This window comes from Actinoallomurus oryzae, assembly GCF_039541955.1.
Taxonomy (GTDB): Bacteria; Actinomycetota; Actinomycetes; order Streptosporangiales; family Streptosporangiaceae; genus Actinoallomurus; species Actinoallomurus oryzae.
The window spans coordinates 423846-446006 of the sequence record NZ_BAABHF010000016.1 but is presented as its reverse complement, the minus strand read 5'-3'; the positions used below and the strand labels follow the sequence as shown (position 1 = coordinate 446006).

Here is a 22161-nt window from a genome sequence, read left to right as displayed (position 1 = left end):
CGATTTGGTCCATATCCTAACTCGCCTCATCGTATCGAGACTTGTCAAGATGATCGATGGGCATCAGGAGCGAAGACGTGCAGGATCACCTCTGCTGAGGATGCGCGAGTTACAATCGATAACAGGGTGACACAAGTGCAATCGATGCGGCACTCCTGAATTAATGACCGCCGACCGGACCGGGAGAGAAGATGGGACTTTGACGTCCCGAACGCTCTCTCAGTGGAGAGGCTGTTCCGTGTGGCTCCAGCTCATCCGCGAGGCGGGCCGGTCCCCAGTGCGGCGGGATCGGCGTAGCTCGCAGACCAGCGCTTTCACCTCTGCTGCTGTCTGATGCGGGCGTCCTGGTCGCCCGTAAGTGGACCTTTACCGGCCGGCGCCGACCGGGACGACCTTCGATTGGCGTTTCGATCAAGAAGCTGGTCCTTCGGATGGCGTGCGATAACCCGACATGGGGCATCGGCGGATCCAGGGTGAGATGGCGCGCCTGGGGTATGCGATAGCCGCTTCGAAGGTGTGGGGATCCCCGAACCAGGTCGCTGAACCACGAGATGAGGGGGAAGTCCTCCGGACGAGACCGGAACGCTCACACTGCTCCGTCTCTGCCCCGGAAGCGGACTGAAAGCGACGCACAACGACGGTCGCGGATGAGAGGTATGAGCGCACCTCAGAACCTTGATCTTCCGCGCGCCCGGTGACCGAAACGCACGTCAGAAACTTCACGATCTTCGGGGGCACGTCGGAGATTCAACGCCTCGTCATCGGCCGCACGGTCACGAAACTGCCGGTGCGGTAGCGTTTCCACAGGTCACAAGCATCGTCTAGTGGCCGTCTCTTGCTGCTTGCGCCCGCGAAAGTGTGTAAGGGTTTCTGGCTTGGCTCTGTCGGGAATTTTGGAGCCGTCAGTGTCACCCGCTGGCGGCTCGCCAGGACTTCGGCCGGGGAATCTCCGACCTGGCTCTGGGGGCAGGTCACCTGCCGGCGGTCGTAGTCGAAGACGATCGCGGCCGAGGAGGGCGGAATCCCGCCGTCCTCTCCGTGCGCCAGCGCAGACGGCCCGCGGCGTCGCGGTAGTAGTTCTGCACCATGATCTGCCGCAGGGCCTGGCGACGGGGACCGAACGCGAGATCTGCCCTGTGCTGGTAGAGGTGTTCCAGTAGCCGGCAGGCGTCGTGGCCGGGTGGTGTTGATCCTGGTCTTGGGCCGGGTGGGGTTCTTGTCCAGGCGCACCGGGCGGCCGTAGTGGCGTCCCCACTCCTTCTCGACCAGGTCGGCCGGCAGGTGCGGGGCGGTGTCGGCGAGTTCTTCCAGCGCGGCCCGGACCCCCTCGGTGGCTTGTCGGCCACCTACCGGGTGCCTTACGTGGCGCGCCGACGATCCCCAAGATTCCCGACAGAGTCAAGCTAGGTGTCGGGTTCGCCGACTCGGTAGCTCTCGACGTGATCGATGGCCATATTCAACGCTAGCTCCATCAGCCCGATGTCACGCGCGGCCTTTGCAAGGAGATAGCCGCCTTGAAGTGTCGCGATCAGGCCCGTGGCGAGTGTTTCTGGATCAACTTCCGTGGAGAGCATGCCGCTATCCTGCATTCGTCGGAAGCCGTCCGCGATTAGATTTTCCCAATCCTTGAATGCTTGGGAAAGAATGACTCTCGCCTTTTCGTCTCGGCTCGCGTACTCGCTGGTCATGGCACCCAAAGCGCAGCCATACTTGCCACTTTGTAGCGAATTGAGGTGCACCAGGGCCTTGGCCCATCGCCGCAGGCCGGCGAAAGAATCGAGTCGCTTCAGGTACTCCTGTTCGCGATTCATTGTCATTCGTACCTGTAGTGCAATGACGTCACGCACTAGGACATCCCTGTCGATGAAGTAATGGTAAAGCTGCGATTCGCAGCTCTTGCTCGCCGCCATGATTTCAGCGAGTGTCGTCCCGCATAGACCCTTAATGTAGATTAAGATCGACTGCGGCTCGGATAATGCGAACCTTCGTCGCCATCCCGTACGAGGTCGGCTGAGGTGGTCGTAACTCGCCCGGCGGCCTGTCATCCATCGCCGCTTTATTGAGGAGCGTGTCCCAGGCATTGGACTATATGGTCCTATCTTACCATGCTTTGCGCAGGCCTACACGGCGCGTTACCCACTGGGCCACCGTGCTCGTTGATGTCCCTGTGAACTCCGCGCTGCTGACAGACCGCTGGCCGGGCGGTGAGATGAGAGCGAAGAAAGGGAGCTGGCTCAGGCCTGCCGGGGGGGCGATCGCCACGGCGTCGATGACGGAACGCCGATGCAGGTGATCAACCGGCCGTAGCGGCGGGTGACGACACCGCAAGAGATGCGAACCATGTGCGGTCTGGCATGCCTGGTTCTCGGTAGGTCCGCCTGCACCTGATCAGCAATGACGATCCTCGGCCCCTCGACCGCCGCTATCACCCGTAATGTGGTCATCGTACGAGGTCGGCTACTGGAGAAGCGTCCTCGGAAGCTTACGGTGCCGGTGCGTCGAGTGCGCTTCTCCAGGCGTCCTACTCGATGAGGTGAGTCTTAATTTGGCTCAAAGCCATATCAAGCGCGACTTCCATGGGCTTCATGTCGCGAGTCGTCTGGGTGAGCAGATATCCGCCTTGCAGTGCCGCGATGAGGCCTATGGCAAGGTGATCTGCGTCGGCGTCCGGCTTGAGCTTGCCGTTGTCCTGCATGCGTCGGAGCCCGTTCGCGATCAGCTGCTGCCATCGCGCGAAGCCGGCCGCGACGATCGCCCGTGCTTCTTCGTCATGGTCGGCGACCTCGTTCGCCATGGAGCCGAGAGCGCACCCGTACCGGCCGTTCTGCACACTGTTGAGTTGAACCAGTGCGCTACGCCAACGCTGAAGTCCACTGAACGAGTTCAGGCGTTCTAGATGTTGCTCTTCACGGTCGAGAACTCGCTTTGCCCACAATCCAACAACGGCACGGACAAGAGCATCTTTGTCAGCAAAATGCTGGTACAGCTGCGACTTGCTGGTGCCGCTGGCCGCTCGTACGTCATCAAGAGTGGTCGCATTGACACCTCTGATGTACATGAGGTTTGCGGCCGCCTCGACGATTCGGGCCCTCGTCGCCGCACCACGCGCCGTTAGGCGTCGTGTCTGGGAGGTCCTCTTCATCTCGGCCACAGCACAACACTACCTTGGTGTTCATCGCTTGCTGCTACCTACGTGAAGATTTTTCACTGTGTACGCGCATGTCACCCAGCCATCCGCAGGGTGTCTGCGTCTGCCGGCGGAGCGGTGTAGGCGACCGAGGTAACTATCAGTTCGCCGACCGTGCCCGCGTCGCGGCAGAAGACGGCCGCCGGGAGAAGACGTTGATCGAGATCCATGGATGACGCTGCCCGTGTAACACGAATGCCGAGAGGCAAGGAGACCGGAGGTACCGATGACTGGCCGGTGAGGAGTGTCGGTACTTGTGCGATCTGGTTCCATGTCTCTCAATTGACGCTTCGCCGGTAGTGGCTATTGGAAATTGTGATTGTCTCGTTCGGGAATGCGTGATCTGGGTCTTGCCGGCGCGGAGATCTGCTGGCCGGTGATCGCGCGGACCGAGATCTCGAAGCCGTCTGCGGCGCCAGGCGAGCACAAGCCGGGTCGGGCGGTGACCAGGCGGGCGAGCGCGGGGTCGGTGTCGAGGACCGTTGGGTAGGCGTCCGGGTCAAGAAGGCGCCGGATGTTCGAGCGCGCCGGCTCCAGTTCTTGAGAGTCGCTCTGGTGCACCCGGCCGATCACCGCCTCAGCGGTGGCGGTGACGTCGATCAGCGCCGGTCCCGTGGGAGGCTGCGGCGCGCGTGCAAGTGTCTCGTCCACGGCCTCGATCGAAGGAACCCGGCGCTCGCGCAGATACGCCGGCGTCTAACTGGAGTCCATCGGCGCCTGGAACGGCGGCCGAACGGTGATCTCCTCGGGGGCAGCGGAGCGCATCGGGTAGGAGGCGGCCTGTTCGGCCGTGTCCATGCGCGTCACGAGGGGTTCCTTCGGGTGCGCGCCTCGGTCAGGATTCTGTCGTCGAGAGCGGTTCTGGAGGCCGCTCGTCCGGCCGCCGTACGCGCCAGGGTGCGGCTTGCTTACTCATTCAATGGACCATATAGTCCACTGCGTCCGAAGTTCGGTAGACGACAAGAGGTTCCCGATGAGTAACGGCCACGTCACGACCTCGATTCGAGGAGTGATCAGCCGGGTCACCACATCGGGCCACCTCGTTTCGCGTCGCGACGGCCTCAGCGGACATTCCACCCCTCCGTGTCCTGTTCCGGGCCTATCCGTGTTCCGTCGTCATGGTGAGAGGGCTGGGTAGCGCAAGGGCCATCCGCTTGCTCCCGTGCGGGGATCCCTGCGGTGGCCGCGCGCCGGGCCCTGCGCGCCGCCGTCGGCCGGCTCGGGCGGCGACGCGGCGCGTTGTACGACCACTGTGACACCGACTCTGCCGCTCGAATCTAGGAGCCCTTGCGTGAACTCCGACCAGCAGGAAATCGTCGCGTCCACCCGCGCGACGCTGCGAGAGACCAGCCGGCTCGTCACCGAACTGGCCACGCGCCAGTTCAGCCTGATCGCTGACGAGCCGCACAACGACTTGCCCGGCGATGGCCCCACGCCGACCGAGTACCTCCTCATGGCACTGGCCTCCTGCACCGCACAGACCCTTCGCGGCTACACCGATCGCAAGTACGACTACCCGGGCGATATCACGGTGGAGGTGAGCTACCACGAACCGCGGGAAGAAGGCGCCGCACGCTATCTGCAGCGCACGATCTCTCTTTCCGAGGACGTCCCGCCCGAGCATCTGCAGTCCATGATGGAGATCGCGGAACGTACGCCGGTGACGCTTCTGCTGGCCTTCGCCTGGAGCGTCCGGACGGAGTTCGTGAACGCCGATGTCCGGTGACCAAGGAGGAGCGAGCCGCCCTCGTCTGCGAGCATCCCAACGGCGATCGTGATGGTGCTGGGCGGTTCCCGACTCGGCAGGTGGGCGGGTGGACCAAGCACTTTCGGCCTTGCAGGTTCTCCCGCTTCAGCCGGCGTTGAACGCCTCGGCTGCGGTGTTGTCGGCGCTGGTGCCCACCGCGCCCATCGACTGAATGACGCCGCGCCGAGGCAGTGAAATCCCGCCTGATCGGGTCCGGCACTTTTTTGGTACGACGGGGGTCGGTCCGGTGGTGCGGACCTTGCGGCGCAGACGGACCCCGACGATCCCGAAGTTCCGCATCATCCGCTCGATGCGCTGGTGGTTGACCTTCCGGACGGCATCGCGCAGCTTGGCCGTGATGCGCGGCGACCCGTACGTCCCGTCGTGCGCGGCGTGGATTCGCCAGATCTGCTCCGCGGCGCCTTCATTCGCAGGATGTCCCGCTCGGTCTGCAGCTCCCGCACCTTTCTACGGAGCTGTCGGTTCTCTTCTTCAAGCACGGCGTCGGAGGCCACCGGCTCGGCATCGGCCTCCCGCCGCCGGTCCCACTGCCTGGTCGCCGGGCGCACCGGGCACGGGCCTGCGGCCATCGGACCAATCATCGGCCACGTTGGTCCGGATGGTCCAGGGATGCATCCGGCCCAGCGCCGCCGCGTGGTGGATGGACTGATCAACGAGTACAGAGTCAGCAGATAGATGACGAAACGCCAGCTCAGCAGCTGAAACCGGGTATCCGCATCCCGTGGGTCGCGCACGGCTCTTTGGACTGTATAGTCCTTCTCGTGCGGTGCGCCGTGCGAAGAGATCCGGAACTCGGCGCCGACGGAGTCACCCCTCGCAATGCAGGTCACCAGGCGCCCGGCGCAACCGGCGCCATCGGCCGGGCTCCGGACAGCGCAGGTAAGGCCTGCGACGGTGCTCCGAAGCACTCAGAGCCCGGCTTGGGCTCGACGACGACCACTCACACCCCGACCGGAGGTCGATTCACTGTGTCACGGCTGAACGTTCCGCCTCCTGAGGAAGTACCCGCCGACTCGCAGCGGATTCTCGACAGCGTCGGTGCACAGTTCGGCTTCGTTCCGAACATGTTCGCGACTCTCGCGTCGAATCCGACCGTGCTCGAGGTCGTCATGACGCTGCAGGGCGCCTTGAGCCGGGTTCTGGACGCGAGGACGCGGCACACCATTGCGCTGGCGGTGTCGCAAGCCAACGGTTGCGGTTACTGCCTGGCGATGCACACCCACGTCGCGACGAAGTTCGGTGGCATGTCGGGCGAGGATGTCGAGCTCGGCCGGGCCGGGAGTTCGGTCGATCCCAAGCGTGCGGCGGTCGCTCGTTTCGCGCAGCGGGTGGTGGAGAGCCGCGGTCAGGTCAGTGACGCCGAGCTGGCGGCGGTGCGAGGTGCCGGGTACACCGACCCGCAGATCCTGGCGATCGTCACGGTGGCGGTGCAGGTCCAGTTGACCAACTTCATCAACAACCTCAACCAGACCGACATCGACATCCCCGCCGTCAGTGCGGCCGGTACGCCGGGATGAGCGTCGGCGTCCTCCTCCAGGCGGCGTACCTGGCCGCTGGATCCGTCTCTGTCTCCAACGATCAACCGGGAAAGGTGGGTCATGCCGGGCTCGGAACTCTATGAGCGATTCATGGCACTGCACACCCGTGATGGTGGCCTGGTCATGCCGAACGCATGGGATGGCCTGTCGGCGCTGATGCTGGCCGATGCCGGCTTCGAGGCGATCGCGACATCCTCGGCGGCGCTCGCCGCCACGCTCGGCCGGTCCGACGGGCGTCACGAAGTCACCCGCGGCGAGCACCTGGAGCATGCGCGGCTGTTCGGCCGGCTCACCGGGCTGCCCGTCAACGGAGACTTCGAGGACGGCTACGGCGACACGCCCGAAGACCTCGCCGCGACCGTCGAAGCCGCCGTCGAGTCCGGTCTGGCCGGTATCGGGATCGAGGACACCTCCGGCGATCCCGATCAGCCGATCCGCGACTTCGACGATGCCGTCAACCGCGTGCGCAGCGCGGTCAACGCGGCCAGGAGACGCATCGTCGTCACCGGCCGCACCGACAACTTCATCCAGGGACGGCCCGATCTGGATGACACCATCCGGCGTCTGACGGCCTTCGCCGAGGCCGGCGCGGATGTGCTCTACGCCCCCTACCCACCCGACCTCGACGCACTCGCCGCGATCGTCACCGCGGTCGCACCGATACCGGTCAACGTCCTCATTTCCCCGGCGGACAAGGTACTGACCGTCGCCGAACTACAAAAAGCCGGCGTAAAGCGCATCAGCGTGGGCCCGTTCCTCTACACCCACGCAATGAAGGCACTCGAACAGGCCACCAAAGCACTCGCCGCGGGCGATCTCACCGCCGCGACGACAGGCATCAGCTTCGACCGCGTCAACGAACTGCTCACCCGCGGCAAGAACTAGACGCGAGCTCACCACTCATCGCAAGAAAGCAGGTTGACATGGATCTCGACAAGCTCATGAGCAAGCACCTCACCAGGTATTTCGACCCCAGCAAGACCATCCCGGCAGAAACCCTTCAACAGCTGCTGAGATTCCTGCGGTCCACGCCGTCGTCGACGAACATTCAGCCCAACCACTTCTACGTCCTCGCCACGCCCGAAGGCAAAGAGCGCCTCGCGGCCAACCTGGGCGAACGGTTCCAGGACAACGGCGAGAAGATCCTGAACGCGTCGCACACCATCATCCTCACCACCCGGGCGGACCTGCCCGACAGCCACATCGAGGCGGTGTTCACGAAGGAGAGAGCCGACGGCCGGTTCCCCGACCCGGCAAAGCAGGAGCTGTGGGAATCAATGACCCGCGACTTCCTCAACCTGCGCAACTACAGCTACAAAGACCTGAACCACTGGATGGAAAAACAGACCTACATGGCGGTGGGCCTGACCATGATGGCAGCCGCCGAACTCGGCGTCGAAGCCACACCACTGGAAGGGTTCGACCCGACCAGCGTCGACAAAGCGTTCAAAATCCGCGAAACCGGACACACCACGACCGTACTTCTGGCCCTCGGCTACCCCGACCCGGAGAAGGTCTACACCAACCCGATCTCACGATTCGACACCGACCAGCTATTCACCTTCCTCTAGACATCCCCGGCATCAAAGCGACCGCGGCCGAAGTGCGCAGGCGCGGACGGACTACGTCCACTCCCACCAGGTCAATGATGAAGTCTTCAGCGAGTTCCTCGCCGAAGACTTCATCGTGAGTTACAGAACCAGTACACATCCTGATCACGGTGGGGACAGACGGGCTGCTGTACCGCCCGGTGTCGACCTGGTCTTCGATGTCCTCGGCGGCGACATCCAGAAGCGTTCCGCGGGCCTGGTCCTGGCCGGAGGTGCGGCCCGCGGGGGTCTGGGCGGTCGATTTCGTCGTCGTGTCCGATCGCGTTCAACCGGGTGAGGTCGCCCAGCGGGTTCGGGGTGGTCGGCCGCGGACGAACATCGGCCAAATCGCGGCACTCGACGATGCCGTCGCCGCGTTCCACCCGATCGGGCGGACCAAGGGAGGCCATCATCCGCGTTCGTTCCCAAAACACCCGGCACACCCAAGACCAAGAATCAGCGGCCCCGGCCGGCAAACCAACACTCAACGAACGGACCCTCCATGACCGACCCGACTGAGCCGGCCCGACGCGCCCCGGACGAGGCCGGATGCCCCGACCGGAACGGCACCCTCAGTAAGGACCAGATCGTTCTTATCGACGAGGTAATCGACGATCCCCACGTTCCTGCGCTGGACTTCGCAGTCGTCAACGACGAGAAGGCCGGCATCTACGAGGCCATCGTCGGCGACCGCGAGATCGCCGGCCTGACCTACAACGTCGCGGGCGACGACCGACTCGTGTTGCTGGCCGTCTTGGTGTTCCCCGAGTTCCGCAAACAGGGCGTCGCCACCGAGCTGATAAGACGTGTCCTCGACGACGTGCGCGCGCGCGGCAAGACGGTCACCATCTTGTGCCCGATCGTGCGCACCTTCATCGAGCACAACCCCGAGTACGCCGACCTCATCGACCCTGGCCACCCGGGAGTGACCAAAGGCCACCGATGACCTTGGGGCTCCGCACCTGCCGGTGGTCGGCGCGCGGGCGTCGAGGACGAGCGAAATCACGACGCTGCAGTGAGATTGCGCGACGAACCGACACAAATCAGGTGCACGGAGGTCACCATTCGTTGGGCCTTCTCGTTTACCGGTGCCGCGTGGGTCACTGTTCGGCCCATTCGCGGCCTGGCTTAGTTCAGAACAAGAGAAAGATGCAGAACGTAACACCTGCGATCAACCAGGTCGGCCGGGGCGGAACGTTCCGGCTGGCGTTCCTATCTGCGGTGATATCCCTGGTGGCCGCGTTTGTCGCGGTGGGCTCGACGATCCCGCTTTTCAACATCTACCGGGCCGAGGAGGGATTCAGTAACGCCGATATCTCGATGACCGTCGTCGCCTACTCGGCTGCCACTTTCACCACACTGTTGGTGATGGGACGGCTGTCCAATTACCTGGGCCGCCGGCCCACCTCGATCGCGAGCCTCGGACTGCTTGTGCTGGGCTGTCTGCTGCTGCTGAACGTGCACGACATCGGCACCCTGATCGCCGGTCGGCTCCTGATGGGCCTCGGGGCCGGGCTTGCCAGCACCAGCCTCACCTCCTACATCGTCGATGCCGCACCGGCCAGGCCGGCCTGGTTGGCCTCCGTCGCCTCCAGCCAGACCGTCATGTTCGGCCTTGCCCTCGGCGCCATCGCCTCCGGGGCCTTGGTTCAGTTCGGCCCCTGGCCGCGTGAGCTCATCTACCTGGTTGCCGTCGGCCTCCTCCTCCTGTCTGCCGTGCTCATCGCCATCAGCCCGGAGACTGAAACTCCATCGCCGGGCGCTTGGCGATCACTGCGACCCCGTGTCCGCGTACCGGCCCGAGCCAGGCGTCTTCTCCCTGTCGCTGCCGCGGTGTTCCTGGCCACCTGGGCGACCGGGGCCTTCTACCAAGCCTTCGTGCCCGCACTGGTCGAAGATCAACTCCACACCCGCAGCCCACTCGTTCTCGGACTGGTGTTCGCCGCCTACATGGCACCCAGCGCTCTCGGTGCTCCCCTCGAGGGCCGGTTCAGGTCCGCGGCGGCCCAGCGCATCGGCATGATCATCTTCCTGGCCGGATGGATCGGCATCATCACCGCGATCGCCACCAGCACACTGGCGTTGTTCGTCGCCGCGACCATCGTCGCCGGCGGCGGTCAGGGCATCGCTCTCAGCGCGGCCACCCGCGGCCTGCTTTACGGCAGCGCCCTGGCCGACCGGGCACCGATCTTCAGCGTCGTCTACCTCATCTGTTACAGCGCCGCGACCTTCCCCAGCCTCATCTCCGGCCAGCTTTCCAAGACCTTCTCGCTACCGCAGATCGCCCTCGGATACGGCGCACTCGCCCTCCTCGCGGCGCTGTTCACCGTTGTCGCTGCACGTGATCCGCGCACCGAAACGACCGGGACACAGCCGGCTCGGTGAGTGGTCATGACGAACCTCACCGTCATCCAGACCTCACGCGACCCTGAGATTCCTCCGTTCGGCGGACTCCTGACCCAGCCCGAGTGATTCCCGTCACCGACGTCTTTCGCGGGCTTGGGTACAAGAGCATCGAGGTCACCTAGCGGATCTAGGGCCACCTGGTGCCCGGCTCGTGGGGACGCGCGAGGAAGTCCTCGACGCCGCGGTGTCACGGGAGCATCGGAACGCGGAGGACCGGAGACGATCAGCCGAACACGCGGCGCTGGATCTCCCGGCGATAGTCCTCGAGTGTGTTGTCCAGGTGCACGGCGGCGGCATGGGCCGCGCCATCCGGATCGCCGTCTCGGATCGCCTGGTAGATCGCCGTGTGTTCCTGGACCGCCTCCTCGGCGTGGCCGCCGACGGTGCCGCGCAGTCCGATCGTGCTGGACTGGTGTTGCAGGCGGCGGGCCTCGCGGACCGCCGCGAGGAGGAAGGGGTTGTGGGAGGCGGTCGCGATGCCGAGGTGGAAATCGTCGTCGCCTTGGTCGAACAGCGCGGCCTGTCCGGTCACATGGCCCTGTCTGCAGGTCTCGGCGGCGGCCTCGATGGCCCGGAGCTCGGTGGGCGTCGCTCGGGTCGCGGCGAGCCGGCTGGCCGCGGTCTCCTGCACGCGGCGGAACTCGAAGAGCATGTACACGTGGTCGAGGTCGGTCGGCAGGAAGAACCCCTCCCACCGCGACGAGCCGAGCATGCCCTCGTCGTCGGCCACATAGAGTCCGCGTCCCTTCTGCGCGCGCACCCGTCCGATCGCGGAGAGGATCTTGATGGCCTCCCGTACCACCGTCCGGCTCGTCCCCAGCCGCGCGGCCAGATCGTTCTCGGTGGGCATCCGGTCGCCCGGCTGCAACCGCAGTTCGGCGATGAGCTGGAGTATCTGCTCAGCCACCAGCTCATAACCGGGGCGGTATGGGCCGGTCCGTTGCGCGCCGTCTCGTTCCTGTGCCGGTGCGTCGCCCGCGGCCCGTACGGGAGTGCCATCCACCGGCTTGCCTCCTTCGTCGAGCTCCACACCGGAGAGTATGACCGATCTCCAGAGCCCTGATGAGCCTATCCAACGTCCACGGTCCAGCCGGGATAGATACTACTCATTCGGGATCAAAGTCGATGCCACACCGAGGCTCACCAGGTGAAATGCCCGTAGCATGCCAGTCTGTGCGCGACATGGTGGCGAAAATAGGAATGCTCATGCTCTTGACTCTCTACCGCCCCGGCGCTCTGATGAGGAGCGACCAAGTCGTCCACTTCGCGGTGGTCGGAGGGTGATCGTGGCGGGCCTGTGCGCGACGTGACGACCGTCCGGATGGCCTCTGAAATGAGTCATACACAAACTGCACACCTTCGCCCGCCGACTCCTCGATCGGCGGGTGCCACGACCTCAGTGGAGCAGCTCATGACAGCGAAGGTCCGCGCCGACGGCGCGAGGAGATCAGGCAAGGCCCGCGGACGCGCGGCGCTCGCCCTCGGCGGCGTTATCGCCCTCGCGGCCCTCACGGCCTGCGGTAACGGCGGGACCTCGGGCACACCTCAGAGCTTCAAGCGAGCACGCCAGACGGGCGGCCCGGTGACGGTGTGGGTGGACTCCACGCGTCTGGCCGCCGCCCAGACGTACCAGAAGCGGCATCCCTCGGTGAAGATGAACATCGTCACCTACGACGGGGACGCCAACGGCTCGAACTACCTCCAGACCAAGGTGAGCCTGTTCAACCGGACCCGCAAGGGCTGGCCGGACGTGGTCTTCAGCTCCCAGAACAACGAGGTCACCTGGGCGGTGGAATCGGGCTTCACCGCGCCGTTGAACAAAGGACTGATCCCGAAGCCGACCCTGGACGGCTGGGCGCCGGGCGCCAACAGCCCGTGCACGGTGAACGGCACGCTTTACTGCCTTCGCAATGACCTGGCCCAGACCGTGCTCTGGTACAACGCGGCGCTGATGAAGAAGTGGGGCTACAAGGTCCCGGCCACCTGGCAGGACTACCAGGCCCTGGGACAAAGGGTGGCCACCGAGCATCCCGGCTACCTGGTCGGCTCGGCGGGTGACAACTTCGCCCCGGAGATCTACATGTGGGCGAGCAAGTGCGGTGCCAACCAGATCACCGGCCCGAAAGCGGTCACCGTCCACACGACCGGGCCGAACTGCACCCGGATGGCCTCCTTGCTGGACGCTCTGGTCAAGAACCGCAGCATGTCCACGAGCAGCGTCCTCAGCTCCGACTTCGACAAGAACCAGGCGGACAAGGTCCTCATGCTGCCCGGACCCTCGTGGTTCGGCGGCGCGCTGTTTCAGGGCACGTTCAAGACTCCCGCCCATCAGATCGCGGTCGCTCCGATGCCCCAGTGGCCCGGCGAGGCCCCCGCAACCGGGAACGTCGGCGGCGGCACCTGGCTGCTGTCGGCGCACAGCACGAACCTGAAGGCCGCCACGGACTTCCTCACCTGGGTGGCCACGGCGAACGACTACCAGGGCGAGGTCGCGCCCGGTTATCCCGCCTACGCGCCGACGGCAAAGACCTGGCTGGCGAAACAGACCTCCTCCGGGTACTACGCCAACGACATCACCGGGCCGCTCCAGGCGGCCGCCGGTCAGGTGTGGTCCGGCTGGGGCTATGGACAGTTCAGCCAGGAGGCCATCTGGGCCGCCAAGGTCACGCCCGGTATGACCTCGGGTAAGACCATCGTCTCGCTGCTCCCGGCGTGGCAGGACGCGATCACGAACTACGCGCGGTCCGACGGCTACAAGGTCAGCCGGTGAACACGCCGTCCGACGCCGGTGGCCGAGCCCGGGCGCTGCGACGCGCGCCCTGGTCCGGCCGGGCCGGCTACGGGTTCGTCGCCGCCTACGTGGTGCTGCTGCTCGCGTTCGGTGTCGTGCCGACCGTCTACGCGATCTACTTCGCCTTCACCGACACGGACGCCCGGTTCACCGGCTTTTCGAACTTCACGGCCGCGGCGGCGGACTTCCGGTTCACGTCGGCCGTCGGGCATGTGGCGCTGTACCTCGTGATCTGGCTCGTCGCTCTGGTGGTCCTGGTGGTAGGGCTCGCGCTGGTGCTGCACCGGCTGACCGCTTCCGCGGTCAGCAGATCCCTGCGGTTCCTGTACTACATACCGGGCGCCCTGGCCGGCGCGGCGAGCGCGATGGTCTGGCTGTTCATGCTCGACCCGACGGTCAGCCCGGCGGGCTTCCTCCTGCGCGCCGCGGGGCTCGACACCTTCGGCCGAGTGATCGAGCCCGGTCATCTGGCGGTACTGCTCGCCCTCATCGCGTTCTGGACCGGCGCGGGCGGCTGGATCGTGGTGATGTACGGAGCGCTGAACAACATCTCCTCCGACGTGATCGAGGCGGCACGGATCGACGGCGCGGGTCCCTGGCAGATCGCGCGGCACATCCAGATCCCGCTGCTGCGCAAGTGGATCGTCTACATGGTGATCCTCGCGTTCGCCGCCGGCACCCAGCTGTTCGTCGAGCCGCAGCTGCTGTCCCAGGCGAGCAACGGGGTGGCCGGGCGGGACTACTCGCTCAACCAGCTCTCGTACGACTTCGCCTTCCAGAACAACAACGTCAACACCGCGGCGGCCATCTCCGTGGAGCTGCTGGTGGTGGGACTCGTCGTCGCGGGGCTTTTCGTCGCCAGATCGGGGTTCTTCGATGCCGACTGACACCCGCCGGGCCGCCACGCCCGCTCGTGCCGGAGCCCCCCGGAGGCCTGCGGCCCCGGCGCGGTCGGGCCGCACTTCGCGCCGCAGACCGCCGAACCCGTTGCGCGCCCTGGTGCTCGTGATCTTCCTGCTCTTCTTCGTGGTCCCGGTGTTGTGGCTCGTGCTGGCCGCCACCAAGACCGACGAGCAGCTCGTCCACGACAACCCGCTGTCACCCGGGTCCTGGACCGCGCTGCGGCACAACTGGGACGCGCTCACGGCGTACCAGGGCGATGCGATCTTCCAGTGGCTGGGAAACTCCGCGCTGTACTCGTTCGTCGCGCTCGCGATCACCTTGTGCGTGACCATCCCGGCCGGTTACGCGCTCGCGATGACGGAGTTCCGCGGCCGGCGCACCCTGCTGGTGGCCACGCTCATCGTCATGCTGATGCCCAACGCGACGCTGGTGGTCCCGCTCTTCCTGGAGGTCAACGCGGTCCACCTGATCGGCTCGATGTGGTCGATCATCCTGCCGTACTCGTTCTACCCGTTCGGGGTGTACCTGACCTACATCTACTTCAGCACCGCGCTGCCCAAAGATCTCCTGGCCGCGGCCAAGATCGACGGCTGCTCGGAGTTCGGTGTCTTCCGCCGGATCGCGCTGCCGCTGGCCGCGCCGGTCATCGCGCTGGTGGGATTCTTCGGCTTCGTGGCCAACTGGACCAACTACTTCCTTCCCTACGTCCTGATGCCCGACAGCCGCCAGTTCCCGGTCCAGGTGGGCCTCGGCACGCTGCTGAACAACGTCCCCCAGTTCAACCCGACCGCCGGAACGGTCGAGGTGCAGCGCCCCGAACTCGCACTGGCCACGCTGCTGGCGATCATCCCCGTGCTCGTCGTCTTCCTCTTCTCCCAGCGTTTCCTCGTCACCGGAATGCTCGCCGGCGCGACCAAGGAGTGACCGGCGTCATCCGCCGCACGGCGACCCACCCCCGCATCGGCCCCGCTCCCGCCGGGCGCGGCCGCGCCCTGAAATGGAGAACTCCCGGATGTACCCCGTCATCACGGCCTCGGTTCCGCTGCTCGAGCCGCCGGGCTGGGCGATCGCGCAGCGCGAGCTGTTCGACCTGCTCGACCACGCCTGGCGCCGGTTCGCCCGCGACTTCACCGAGCCGGACGGGCGGCTCACGTACCGGTACCCGCTCACCTCGCGCGATGGTGTGGACGACTTCTATGAGACCTTCTTCAACTGGCCCCAGCTGTACCTGCTCGGCGGCGCTGACGACCTGCTCGCCGCGTCCGAACGGCACTGGGAGGGCGTCACCCGGCAACTCACCGAACTCGGCATGCTCCAGCAGGAGTACGAGCGCGGTTACGACTGGTTCCACCAGGGCGAAAGCCTCCTGCTGTTCTACTTCCTCTGCATGGCGGCCCCGGAGCGCTGGGCCGTCCGGGCCCTGAGGTTCGCTGACCTCTACGTCGACCCGGCGCACGGCAACTACGACCCCGAACACCGCATCATCCGCCGGCCGCACAACGGCAGCGACCCCCGGCGGGAAGGGCTTTTCGACGGCGAGTCCTATCCGTGGCTGCCCGAAGAAGCCCGGATGTACGGCTTTCCGCTGGACTGGGTGCTGCCGCCCGACAGCGGCGACCCCGGCCCCGGGCGCGACCCGCGACTGGGTGAGGAGATGCGCCGCAGGATGGGGACCGGTGACACGGCCGTCAACCTGGCCGCCTCCGGTCTCGTGCTCAACGCCCTGATCCTGTCCGGCGAGCAGCGCTACCGGGACTGGATCGCCGCGTACGTCGGCGCGTGGCGGGAGCGCGCCGCCGCCAACGGCGGCATCCTGCCGGACAACGTCGCTCCCGACGGCACGGTCGGCGGACTGCTGGAGGGCCGCTGGTACGGCGGGCACTACGGCTGGTCGTGGCCGCACGGCTGGTACAGCGTGGGGCATGCCGCGATGGTCGGGGCCCTGGCGGGGGCCGCCGCCACCGGTGACGACTCCTTCCTGGACCTGGTGCGTCCGGCGCTGGACGAGGTCATCGCCCACGGCAAGGTCATGGCCTTCACCGAGGCGGATTCCAGCCTGCGGTCCAAATGGGCCGTTCAACTGGCCGAGGACGTGCACACACCGACCGCCCACTACCCGTTCCGGCACGGCGACCAGGGGTGGTTCGACTACAACCCGATGCTCATGGGGGTGCCCATCGCCCTGTGGCATCACTCCGCCTCCAGCGCCGACCGGCAGCGGATCGACCGGCTGCGCGCGGCCGGCGGCCATGACTGGCGCACCGTACGGGCGTTCCGCAGCAAGGAGGAGGCCGGCCACGAGGAGCCCTGGTTCGCCTTCCTCACCGGGGACGACCCGGGCTATCCCGAACGGATCCTCGCCGCCGCGCAGGCCCAGGTTCGGCACCGTCTGGCTCGTATGGAACGCCATCGTGGCCGGGATGTGCCGGAGGCCGACATCCACCTGTGGCAGCAGTCGAACCCGGTGGTCACCGAGGCGCTGGTCCAGCTCACGTGGGGCGGCCCGCAGGTCATTTACAACGGCGGTCTTCAGCAGGCACGCGTTCGCCACTACGACGCCGACGCCCGGCGGCCCGGCCTCCCGCCCTCGGTGGCCGCCCTCGTCTCCGGCATCGATCCCGAAGCGACCGTCGTCGACCTGGTCAACCTCGATCCCCAGGCGGTACGCCGGGTCATCGTGCAGGCCGGGGCGTTCGCCGAGCACACCGTCCGCGAGGTCCGCCATACCGTCTGCCCCGACCCCTCATGGATCGGCGACCTGTACGACTACGGGCACGGCCGACCGGCCGTGACGTCGGAAACGACATCGGTCGACGGCCCCTGGCTCCTCGTGGAGCTTCCGGCCTCGACCAGGGTGCGCCTCACGCTACGCCTCGACCTGCGCACGCGTCCGCCGTCGTACCGCACACCGTTCGCCGCAACGTCCGCCCACGGTGGCCAGGACGTCCTCGACTCAGACTTCTGAGGTATCGAACCGATTCGTACAACGTTGGCCGGATGTTGGCGGGGAGGGGCGGGCGGCGGTGTTCACGCGCCCGAGATCCGAGATCTAAGCATTGACGCCCGTATGAGCCAGTCCTAGGGTGTGGCGAACCGATTCGCGGAATCGGTTCGACAGGGCGGACGACTTAGTCCTTGGAGGGAACAGCGCCATGAAAAGACCCTTGAGTCGGCGCCTGATCGCCGTGGTCGTGACCGCCGCCACCCTCGGTACCGGCGTCGCCGCGTGCGCCTCGTCAAGCCGGGGGAGCGGCGGCGCGGGGTCCGGCACTTACATGATCTGGGATCCGTACCCGCAGTTCGACGCGGACTCGGCGTGGGCGCAGCTGCTCGCGAAGTGCGGCACGGCGGCGGGGGTCAAGGTCAAGCGGACCGCCTTCGACACCACCGACCTGACCAACAAGGTGTTGTTGGCGGCCCAGCAGCGCAATGCGCCCGACGTACTCATCGTCGACAACCCGGTGGTGTCGACACTGGCCGAGGCCGAACTTCTCACCACCACGACCGATGCGAAGCTGGACACCTCGGCGATCGAGCCGAACCTGCTGGCCGCCGGGCAGGAGGGCGGGAAGACCTACGGAGTGCCGATCGGTGCGAACACCCTGGCTCTCTTCTACAACAAGGCGGTGCTCAAGTCCGCCGGCGTGGACATCGCCTCGGTCAAGGACTGGGCGTCGCTGACCGCCGCGCTGGGCAAGGCCAAAGCGGCCGGCAAGAAGGGCATCACGTTCTCGGCCATCGGCACCGAGGAGGGCAGCTTCCAGTTCCTGCCGTGGTTCTGGGGATCGAGCGCACAGCTCACCCGGATCGACTCCCCGCAGGCCGTTTCCGCGCTCACGCTGTGGAAGGACTGGCTGAGCAGGGGATACGCGCCGAACTCGGTCATCAACAACACCCAGACCACCAGCTGGCAGGAGTTCGCGACCGGGCAGTACGCCTTCGCCGAGAACGGTACCTGGCAGCTCGCCAACGCCGAGAAGGCCGGGTTCGACTACGGCATCATCCCGATCCCCGCGCAGAGCGGCGGTACCGCGCCGGCCCCCACCGGGGGGGAGTTCGTCACGATCCCGGTCCAGGGCAAGACCGCCCGCTACGGCGTTTCGGCCAAGCTCGCGTCCTGTCTGATCAGCGCCGACAACCTCTACGACACCGACACCACGCTGTCTTACGTCGCGCCGACCGAGGCGGTGCAGACCAAACAGGTCGCCGCCACCCCCGGTCTGAAGGTGTGGGTGGACGCGGTGAAGGCGGCCAAGGGCCGCACCAGCGACAACCTCGGCACCAGGTATCCGAAGATCTCCCAGCGGCTGTGGACCGCGGTCCAGTCCACCCTCAGCGGATCGAAGTCACCGCAGTCGGCTCTGTCGGCGGCCCAGAACGCCGTGAAGTGACATGGTCCGAACATCGCAACGCCCCGTTCGGCAGGCCGCGGGCGAGGACCGAGCGCCGGCGGTCCTGGCCCGCGAACGACGGCGATCAGACCAGCTGGCCGCCTGGGGCTTCCTGGCCCCGGTAACGGTGTATCTCGCGGTCTTCTACGCCTATCCGCTCTACCGCAACCTCGATCTGAGCCTGCGCGACTACGGAGTCGCCTCGTTCGTGCACGGCGGCGCGCCGTTCACCGGCGTGAAGAACTACCAGACGGTCGTGGACGACCCGACGTTCGGGCCCGCGTTGGTCCATACGGTCGTGTTCACCGGCGTGTCGCTGGCCGCGCAATACTCGATCGGGCTGGCGCTGGCGGTGTTCTTCAGCAGGAACTTCCGGCTCTCGGTCACGCTGCGCGCGCTGTTCCTGGTGCCGTGGCTGCTGCCGCTCATCGTGTCGGCTTCCACGTGGTCGTGGATGCTCAACACAGAGTCCGGGGTGGTCAATGCCGGCCTGCACTGGTTCGGGGTCGGCCCGGTCGACTGGCTGACCTCGCCGGCCTGGTCGCTGGCCTCGGTGACCATCGCCAATATCTGGATCGGTGTGCCGTTCAACCTCGTGGTGCTCTACAGCGGGCTGCAGGCGATCCCCGCCAGCCTGCATGAGGCGGCCGCGCTGGACGGAGCCGGATCCTGGCAGCGGTTCTGGCGGGTCACGTTCCCGCTGTTGCGCCCGGTGTCGGCCGTCACGCTGCTGCTCGGGCTGGTTTACACCCTGAAGGTCTTCGACATCATCTGGATCATGACCAGGGGCGGCCCCGCCGACTCTTCGACGACCTTCGCCACCTGGTCCTACCGGCTCGGCTTCGGCACCCTGCTGCCGTCCTTCGGCCCCGGTGCCGCCGTGGGCAACCTGCTGGTCGTCGTCGCCCTGATCTTCGGCCTGGTGTACGTACGGACGCAGCGGAGGCGGCTGAGCCCATGAAGCGCTTGAAGGGAACGCTGCGGACGACCGTGGGCCTGGCCCTGACCGCGGTGATGCTGTTTCCCGTCTACTGGATGGTCAATGCCTCCTTCACCCGGGACCAGGACCTGCGTAGGAGCCCCCCGGCCTGGTTCCCCGTCCACGGCACGCTCGAGGGCTACCGGGCCGTGGTGCATCAGCAGTTGCCCTACCTGGGCGTGAGCCTGGTCGTGGGGCTGGGCACCGTGGCGCTGACCGTCGCGCTGTCGGCCCCGGCCGGGTACGCGCTGGCCAAGCTGCGGCCGCGCGGTGGGGGAGTGCTGTGGTTCCTGTTGCTGGTCGCCCAGATGATCCCGGGGATCATCATGGCGATGGGCTTCTACGCCATCTATCTCAGTCTGGGGTTCCTCCAGTCGCTGCCCGGCCTGATCGTGGCGGACTCGACCATCGCGGTGCCGTTCGCGGTTCTGATCTTCACCGCCTTCATGTCCGGCATCCCCGAGGAACTCCTGGACGCCGCCCGTACCGACGGGGCGGGCCGGTTGCGCACGTTCTGGTCCGTCGTGCTCCCGGTCAGCCGCAACGCGGTCGTGACGGTGTCGCTGTTCGCGTTCCTGTGGGCGTGGTCGGACTTCGTCTTCGCCAGCACGCTGGACGGCGGTGGCGTCCACCAGCCGATCACCTTGGGCATCTACCACTACATCGGCAACAACAATCAGCAGTGGAACGCGATCACGGCCACCGCCGTCGTCGCCTCGCTGCCCGCCGCTCTGATCCTCGTCCTCGCCCAGCGCTACATCGCCGCCGGCGTGACGGCCGGTGCCGTCAAGGACTGAAACCCCGCGCAGAAACGAGACCTTCCTTCATGTCCCATGCCGCGACCTTCAACGTCCGCGACATCCCGTTCAGCACCTTCGGCTCCTGGCTCGACATCTCCCCGGTCATCGCCCAGAACGCCTACGCCGACGACCTGCACCTGGTCTCCCATCAAGGCGGCATGCACCCCGTGCTGTGCTTCGCCCCGCTCGGTCCGGCCACCCGCGCCGGCGTCGTGGTGCAGGCCACGCCGAGTCTGCTGAGCTGGCGGTATCCGCAGGGCCATGCCGAGGCCACCTACGAGTCGCCGGACACGATCCGGGTCCGCGGTGCCGGGGTGGAGCTCCAGATCACCGCGGCGGCGTCCCGGCTGACTCCGTTCAGCGGCAGCTACTTCCACCGTGACCCCGTCGACGGCGCGTACGTCTTCACCACCTACGAGACCGGCCGCCGGTATCGCGTCAGCATCCTGAGCGGCACGGTCAGGTCCCTGGGCGACCAGGCGCTGGGAGAGGCGGAGCGGGGGCTGGTCCTCGGGGGAGGCACCTGGGAGGTGGCGATCGAGGAGTACGAGAGCGCGCGTGCCCCCTATGCCGCGGCCGGTACGTTCGAGGAGACGGCCGCCGCGACCGCCGCCGCGTTCACGCGCTTCGCCGACGCCGTCGCACCGTGGCGCTCCGAACGTACGCCGGCGGCGGAGCTCGCCTGCTACGTCCTGTGGTCGGCGACCGTACGGCCGGCCGGGTTCCTGGCGCGGCCCGCGGTCCTGATGTCCAAGCACTGGATGGACAAGGTCTGGAGCTGGGACCACTGCTTCAACGCTCTCGCGCTCGCCGCCGGAGAACCGGACCTCGCCTGGGACCAGTACAAGCTGATCTTCGACCACCAGGACCCGATGGGCGGCCTCCCCGATTCCGTCACCCACTCGGAGGTGCTCTACAACTTCGTTAAACCGCCCATTCACGGCTGGGCGCTCCGCAAGCTGCGCGCCATCGTCGACCTGTCGCCCGAGCAGCTCAAAGAGACCTACGACCAACTCGCGCGCTGGACCGCGTTCTGGATGGACACCCGCCGGGGCGACCGGGAGGCCCTGCCGCACTATCAGCACGGCAACGACAGCGGCTGGGACAACGCCACCCCGTTCGACACCGAACGCGTCGCGCAGACCGCCGACCTGCCCGCCTTCCTGGTCCTGCAGATGCGCGAACTCGCCGAGCTGGCGGCCCTGCTCGGCGAGCACGAGACGGCCGAGGACTGGACCAAGAACGCCGGCCGGCTCCGCGACGACCTGCTCGGCCAGCTCTGGACGACCGACCGCTTCGCCACCCGGTCGCCCCGCAGCGGAGCGACCTGGACCAGCGCCAGCCTGCTCGACCTCATGCCCATCGTGCTGGGCGCCGAGCTGCCCGGCGAGATCACCTCCGCTCTCGCCGGCCGCATCGCCGGTCACCTCACCGCGCACGGCCTGGCCACCGAACGGCCCGACTCGCCGCGGTACCAGAGCGACGGCTACTGGCGAGGACCTGTCTGGGCCCCGGCGACCGTGCTGATCGAGGACGGGTTGCGGCGGGCCGGCCACAGCACGCTCGCCGACGACATCAGCGCCCGGTTCCGCACCTTGTGCGAGACCTCCGGTTTCGCCGAGAACTTCGACGCCCTCACCGGCGCGGGTCTGCGCGACCGCGCCTATACCTGGACCGCCAGCGGCTACCTGCTGCTCGCCGCCGCCCACGAGCGGCGGTGCTCACGATGAATCCGTCCGCCATATCGCCCGCCGGGCGGCCACAACGATCAAGACGAACCTGGCGTGCGCCGCCAGAGGCCGGCATCCG

18 protein-coding genes and 1 pseudogene are annotated in these 22161 nt (G+C 66.7%); 14 read left to right on the top strand and 5 right to left on the bottom strand.

Annotated features, from left to right (window positions below; genetic code table 11):
• Positions 1–1403: 1403 nt before the first annotated feature.
• The 3 genes from ABEA10_RS12570 to ABEA10_RS12560 form a co-directional block, all read right to left on the bottom strand.
• Positions 1404–1910 (bottom strand): TetR family transcriptional regulator C-terminal domain-containing protein, encoded by a 507-nt coding sequence (locus tag ABEA10_RS12570; protein WP_345462060.1) that lies wholly within the window; start codon positions 1908–1910, stop codon positions 1404–1406.
• 611 nt (positions 1911–2521) lie between these two features.
• Entirely contained in the window at positions 2522–3142 is a 621-nt protein-coding gene (locus ABEA10_RS12565) for a TetR/AcrR family transcriptional regulator (RefSeq protein WP_345462227.1), read from the bottom strand.
• A gap of 348 nt (positions 3143–3490) precedes the next feature.
• Positions 3491–3871: an AlkA N-terminal domain-containing protein gene (locus ABEA10_RS12560; RefSeq protein ID WP_345462224.1), complete on the bottom strand. Its 381-nt coding sequence runs from the start codon at positions 3869–3871 to the stop codon at positions 3491–3493.
• A 607-nt stretch (positions 3872–4478) separates the two neighbouring features.
• Here ABEA10_RS12560 and ABEA10_RS12555 point away from each other — a divergent pair.
• Positions 4479–4913, top strand: coding sequence for an OsmC family protein (locus ABEA10_RS12555; protein ID WP_345462057.1), 435 nt, complete (start codon positions 4479–4481; stop codon positions 4911–4913).
• A 202-nt stretch (positions 4914–5115) separates the two neighbouring features.
• Here ABEA10_RS12555 and ABEA10_RS12550 read toward each other — a convergent pair.
• Positions 5116–5500, bottom strand: a pseudogene (locus ABEA10_RS12550) (IS3 family transposase); the annotation flags it as partial.
• A gap of 423 nt (positions 5501–5923) precedes the next feature.
• Here ABEA10_RS12550 and ABEA10_RS12545 point away from each other — a divergent pair.
• The 5 genes from ABEA10_RS12545 to ABEA10_RS12525 all read left to right on the top strand — a co-directional run bounded on the left by ABEA10_RS12545 (position 5924) and on the right by ABEA10_RS12525 (position 10467).
• Positions 5924–6472 carry a carboxymuconolactone decarboxylase family protein gene (locus ABEA10_RS12545; RefSeq protein ID WP_345462054.1) on the top strand — a complete coding sequence of 183 codons (549 nt, stop codon included), beginning with the start codon at positions 5924–5926 and terminating at the stop codon, positions 6470–6472.
• A gap of 111 nt (positions 6473–6583) precedes the next feature.
• A complete protein-coding gene (locus tag ABEA10_RS12540; protein ID WP_345462051.1) occupies positions 6584–7378 on the top strand; it encodes an isocitrate lyase/PEP mutase family protein in 795 nt (264 codons plus the stop codon).
• Between the two features lie 38 nt (positions 7379–7416).
• Positions 7417–8064: a nitroreductase family protein gene (locus tag ABEA10_RS12535; protein WP_345462048.1), complete on the top strand. Its 648-nt coding sequence runs from the start codon at positions 7417–7419 to the stop codon at positions 8062–8064.
• A 520-nt stretch (positions 8065–8584) separates the two neighbouring features.
• Entirely contained in the window at positions 8585–9028 is a 444-nt protein-coding gene (locus ABEA10_RS12530) for a GNAT family N-acetyltransferase (protein ID WP_345462045.1), read from the top strand.
• Positions 9029–9231: 203 nt separating this feature from the next.
• The gene (locus ABEA10_RS12525) at positions 9232–10467 is read left to right on the top strand and encodes an MFS transporter (RefSeq protein ID WP_345462042.1); all 1236 of its coding nucleotides are present in this window, start codon (positions 9232–9234) and stop codon (positions 10465–10467) included.
• A gap of 244 nt (positions 10468–10711) precedes the next feature.
• Here the strand turns inward: ABEA10_RS12525 and ABEA10_RS12520 are convergent, their stop codons facing one another.
• Positions 10712–11518, bottom strand: coding sequence for a FadR/GntR family transcriptional regulator (locus tag ABEA10_RS12520; protein ID WP_329260023.1), 807 nt, complete (start codon positions 11516–11518; stop codon positions 10712–10714).
• A gap of 381 nt (positions 11519–11899) precedes the next feature.
• Here ABEA10_RS12520 and ABEA10_RS12515 point away from each other — a divergent pair, with 381 nt between their 5' ends.
• The 8 genes from ABEA10_RS12515 to ABEA10_RS12480 all read left to right on the top strand — a co-directional run bounded on the left by ABEA10_RS12515 (position 11900) and on the right by ABEA10_RS12480 (position 22082).
• Complete coding sequence (locus ABEA10_RS12515) at positions 11900–13258, top strand: ABC transporter substrate-binding protein (protein WP_345462036.1); 1359 nt, start codon at positions 11900–11902, stop codon at positions 13256–13258.
• Positions 13255–14166 carry a carbohydrate ABC transporter permease gene (locus ABEA10_RS12510; protein ID WP_345462033.1) on the top strand — a complete coding sequence of 304 codons (912 nt, stop codon included), beginning with the start codon at positions 13255–13257 and terminating at the stop codon, positions 14164–14166. The genes ABEA10_RS12515 and ABEA10_RS12510 overlap by 4 nt, the downstream gene beginning before the upstream one ends.
• Positions 14167–14266: 100 nt before the next feature.
• On the top strand, positions 14267–15106 hold the full coding sequence (locus tag ABEA10_RS12505; RefSeq protein ID WP_345462030.1) for a carbohydrate ABC transporter permease: 840 nt from the start codon (positions 14267–14269) through the stop codon (positions 15104–15106).
• A gap of 88 nt (positions 15107–15194) precedes the next feature.
• Positions 15195–17147 carry a DUF8034 domain-containing protein gene (locus ABEA10_RS12500; protein WP_345462027.1) on the top strand — a complete coding sequence of 651 codons (1953 nt, stop codon included), beginning with the start codon at positions 15195–15197 and terminating at the stop codon, positions 17145–17147.
• A 187-nt stretch (positions 17148–17334) separates the two neighbouring features.
• Complete coding sequence (locus ABEA10_RS12495; RefSeq protein WP_345462024.1) at positions 17335–18573, top strand: sugar ABC transporter substrate-binding protein; 1239 nt, start codon at positions 17335–17337, stop codon at positions 18571–18573.
• Position 18574: 1 nt separating this feature from the next.
• Positions 18575–19534: a carbohydrate ABC transporter permease gene (locus ABEA10_RS12490; protein ID WP_345462021.1), complete on the top strand. Its 960-nt coding sequence runs from the start codon at positions 18575–18577 to the stop codon at positions 19532–19534.
• Complete coding sequence (locus tag ABEA10_RS12485) at positions 19531–20349, top strand: carbohydrate ABC transporter permease (RefSeq protein WP_345462019.1); 819 nt, start codon at positions 19531–19533, stop codon at positions 20347–20349. The genes ABEA10_RS12490 and ABEA10_RS12485 overlap by 4 nt, the downstream gene beginning before the upstream one ends.
• A gap of 29 nt (positions 20350–20378) precedes the next feature.
• A complete protein-coding gene (locus tag ABEA10_RS12480; RefSeq protein ID WP_345462016.1) occupies positions 20379–22082 on the top strand; it encodes an amylo-alpha-1,6-glucosidase in 1704 nt (567 codons plus the stop codon).
• Positions 22083–22161 lie beyond the last annotated feature (79 nt).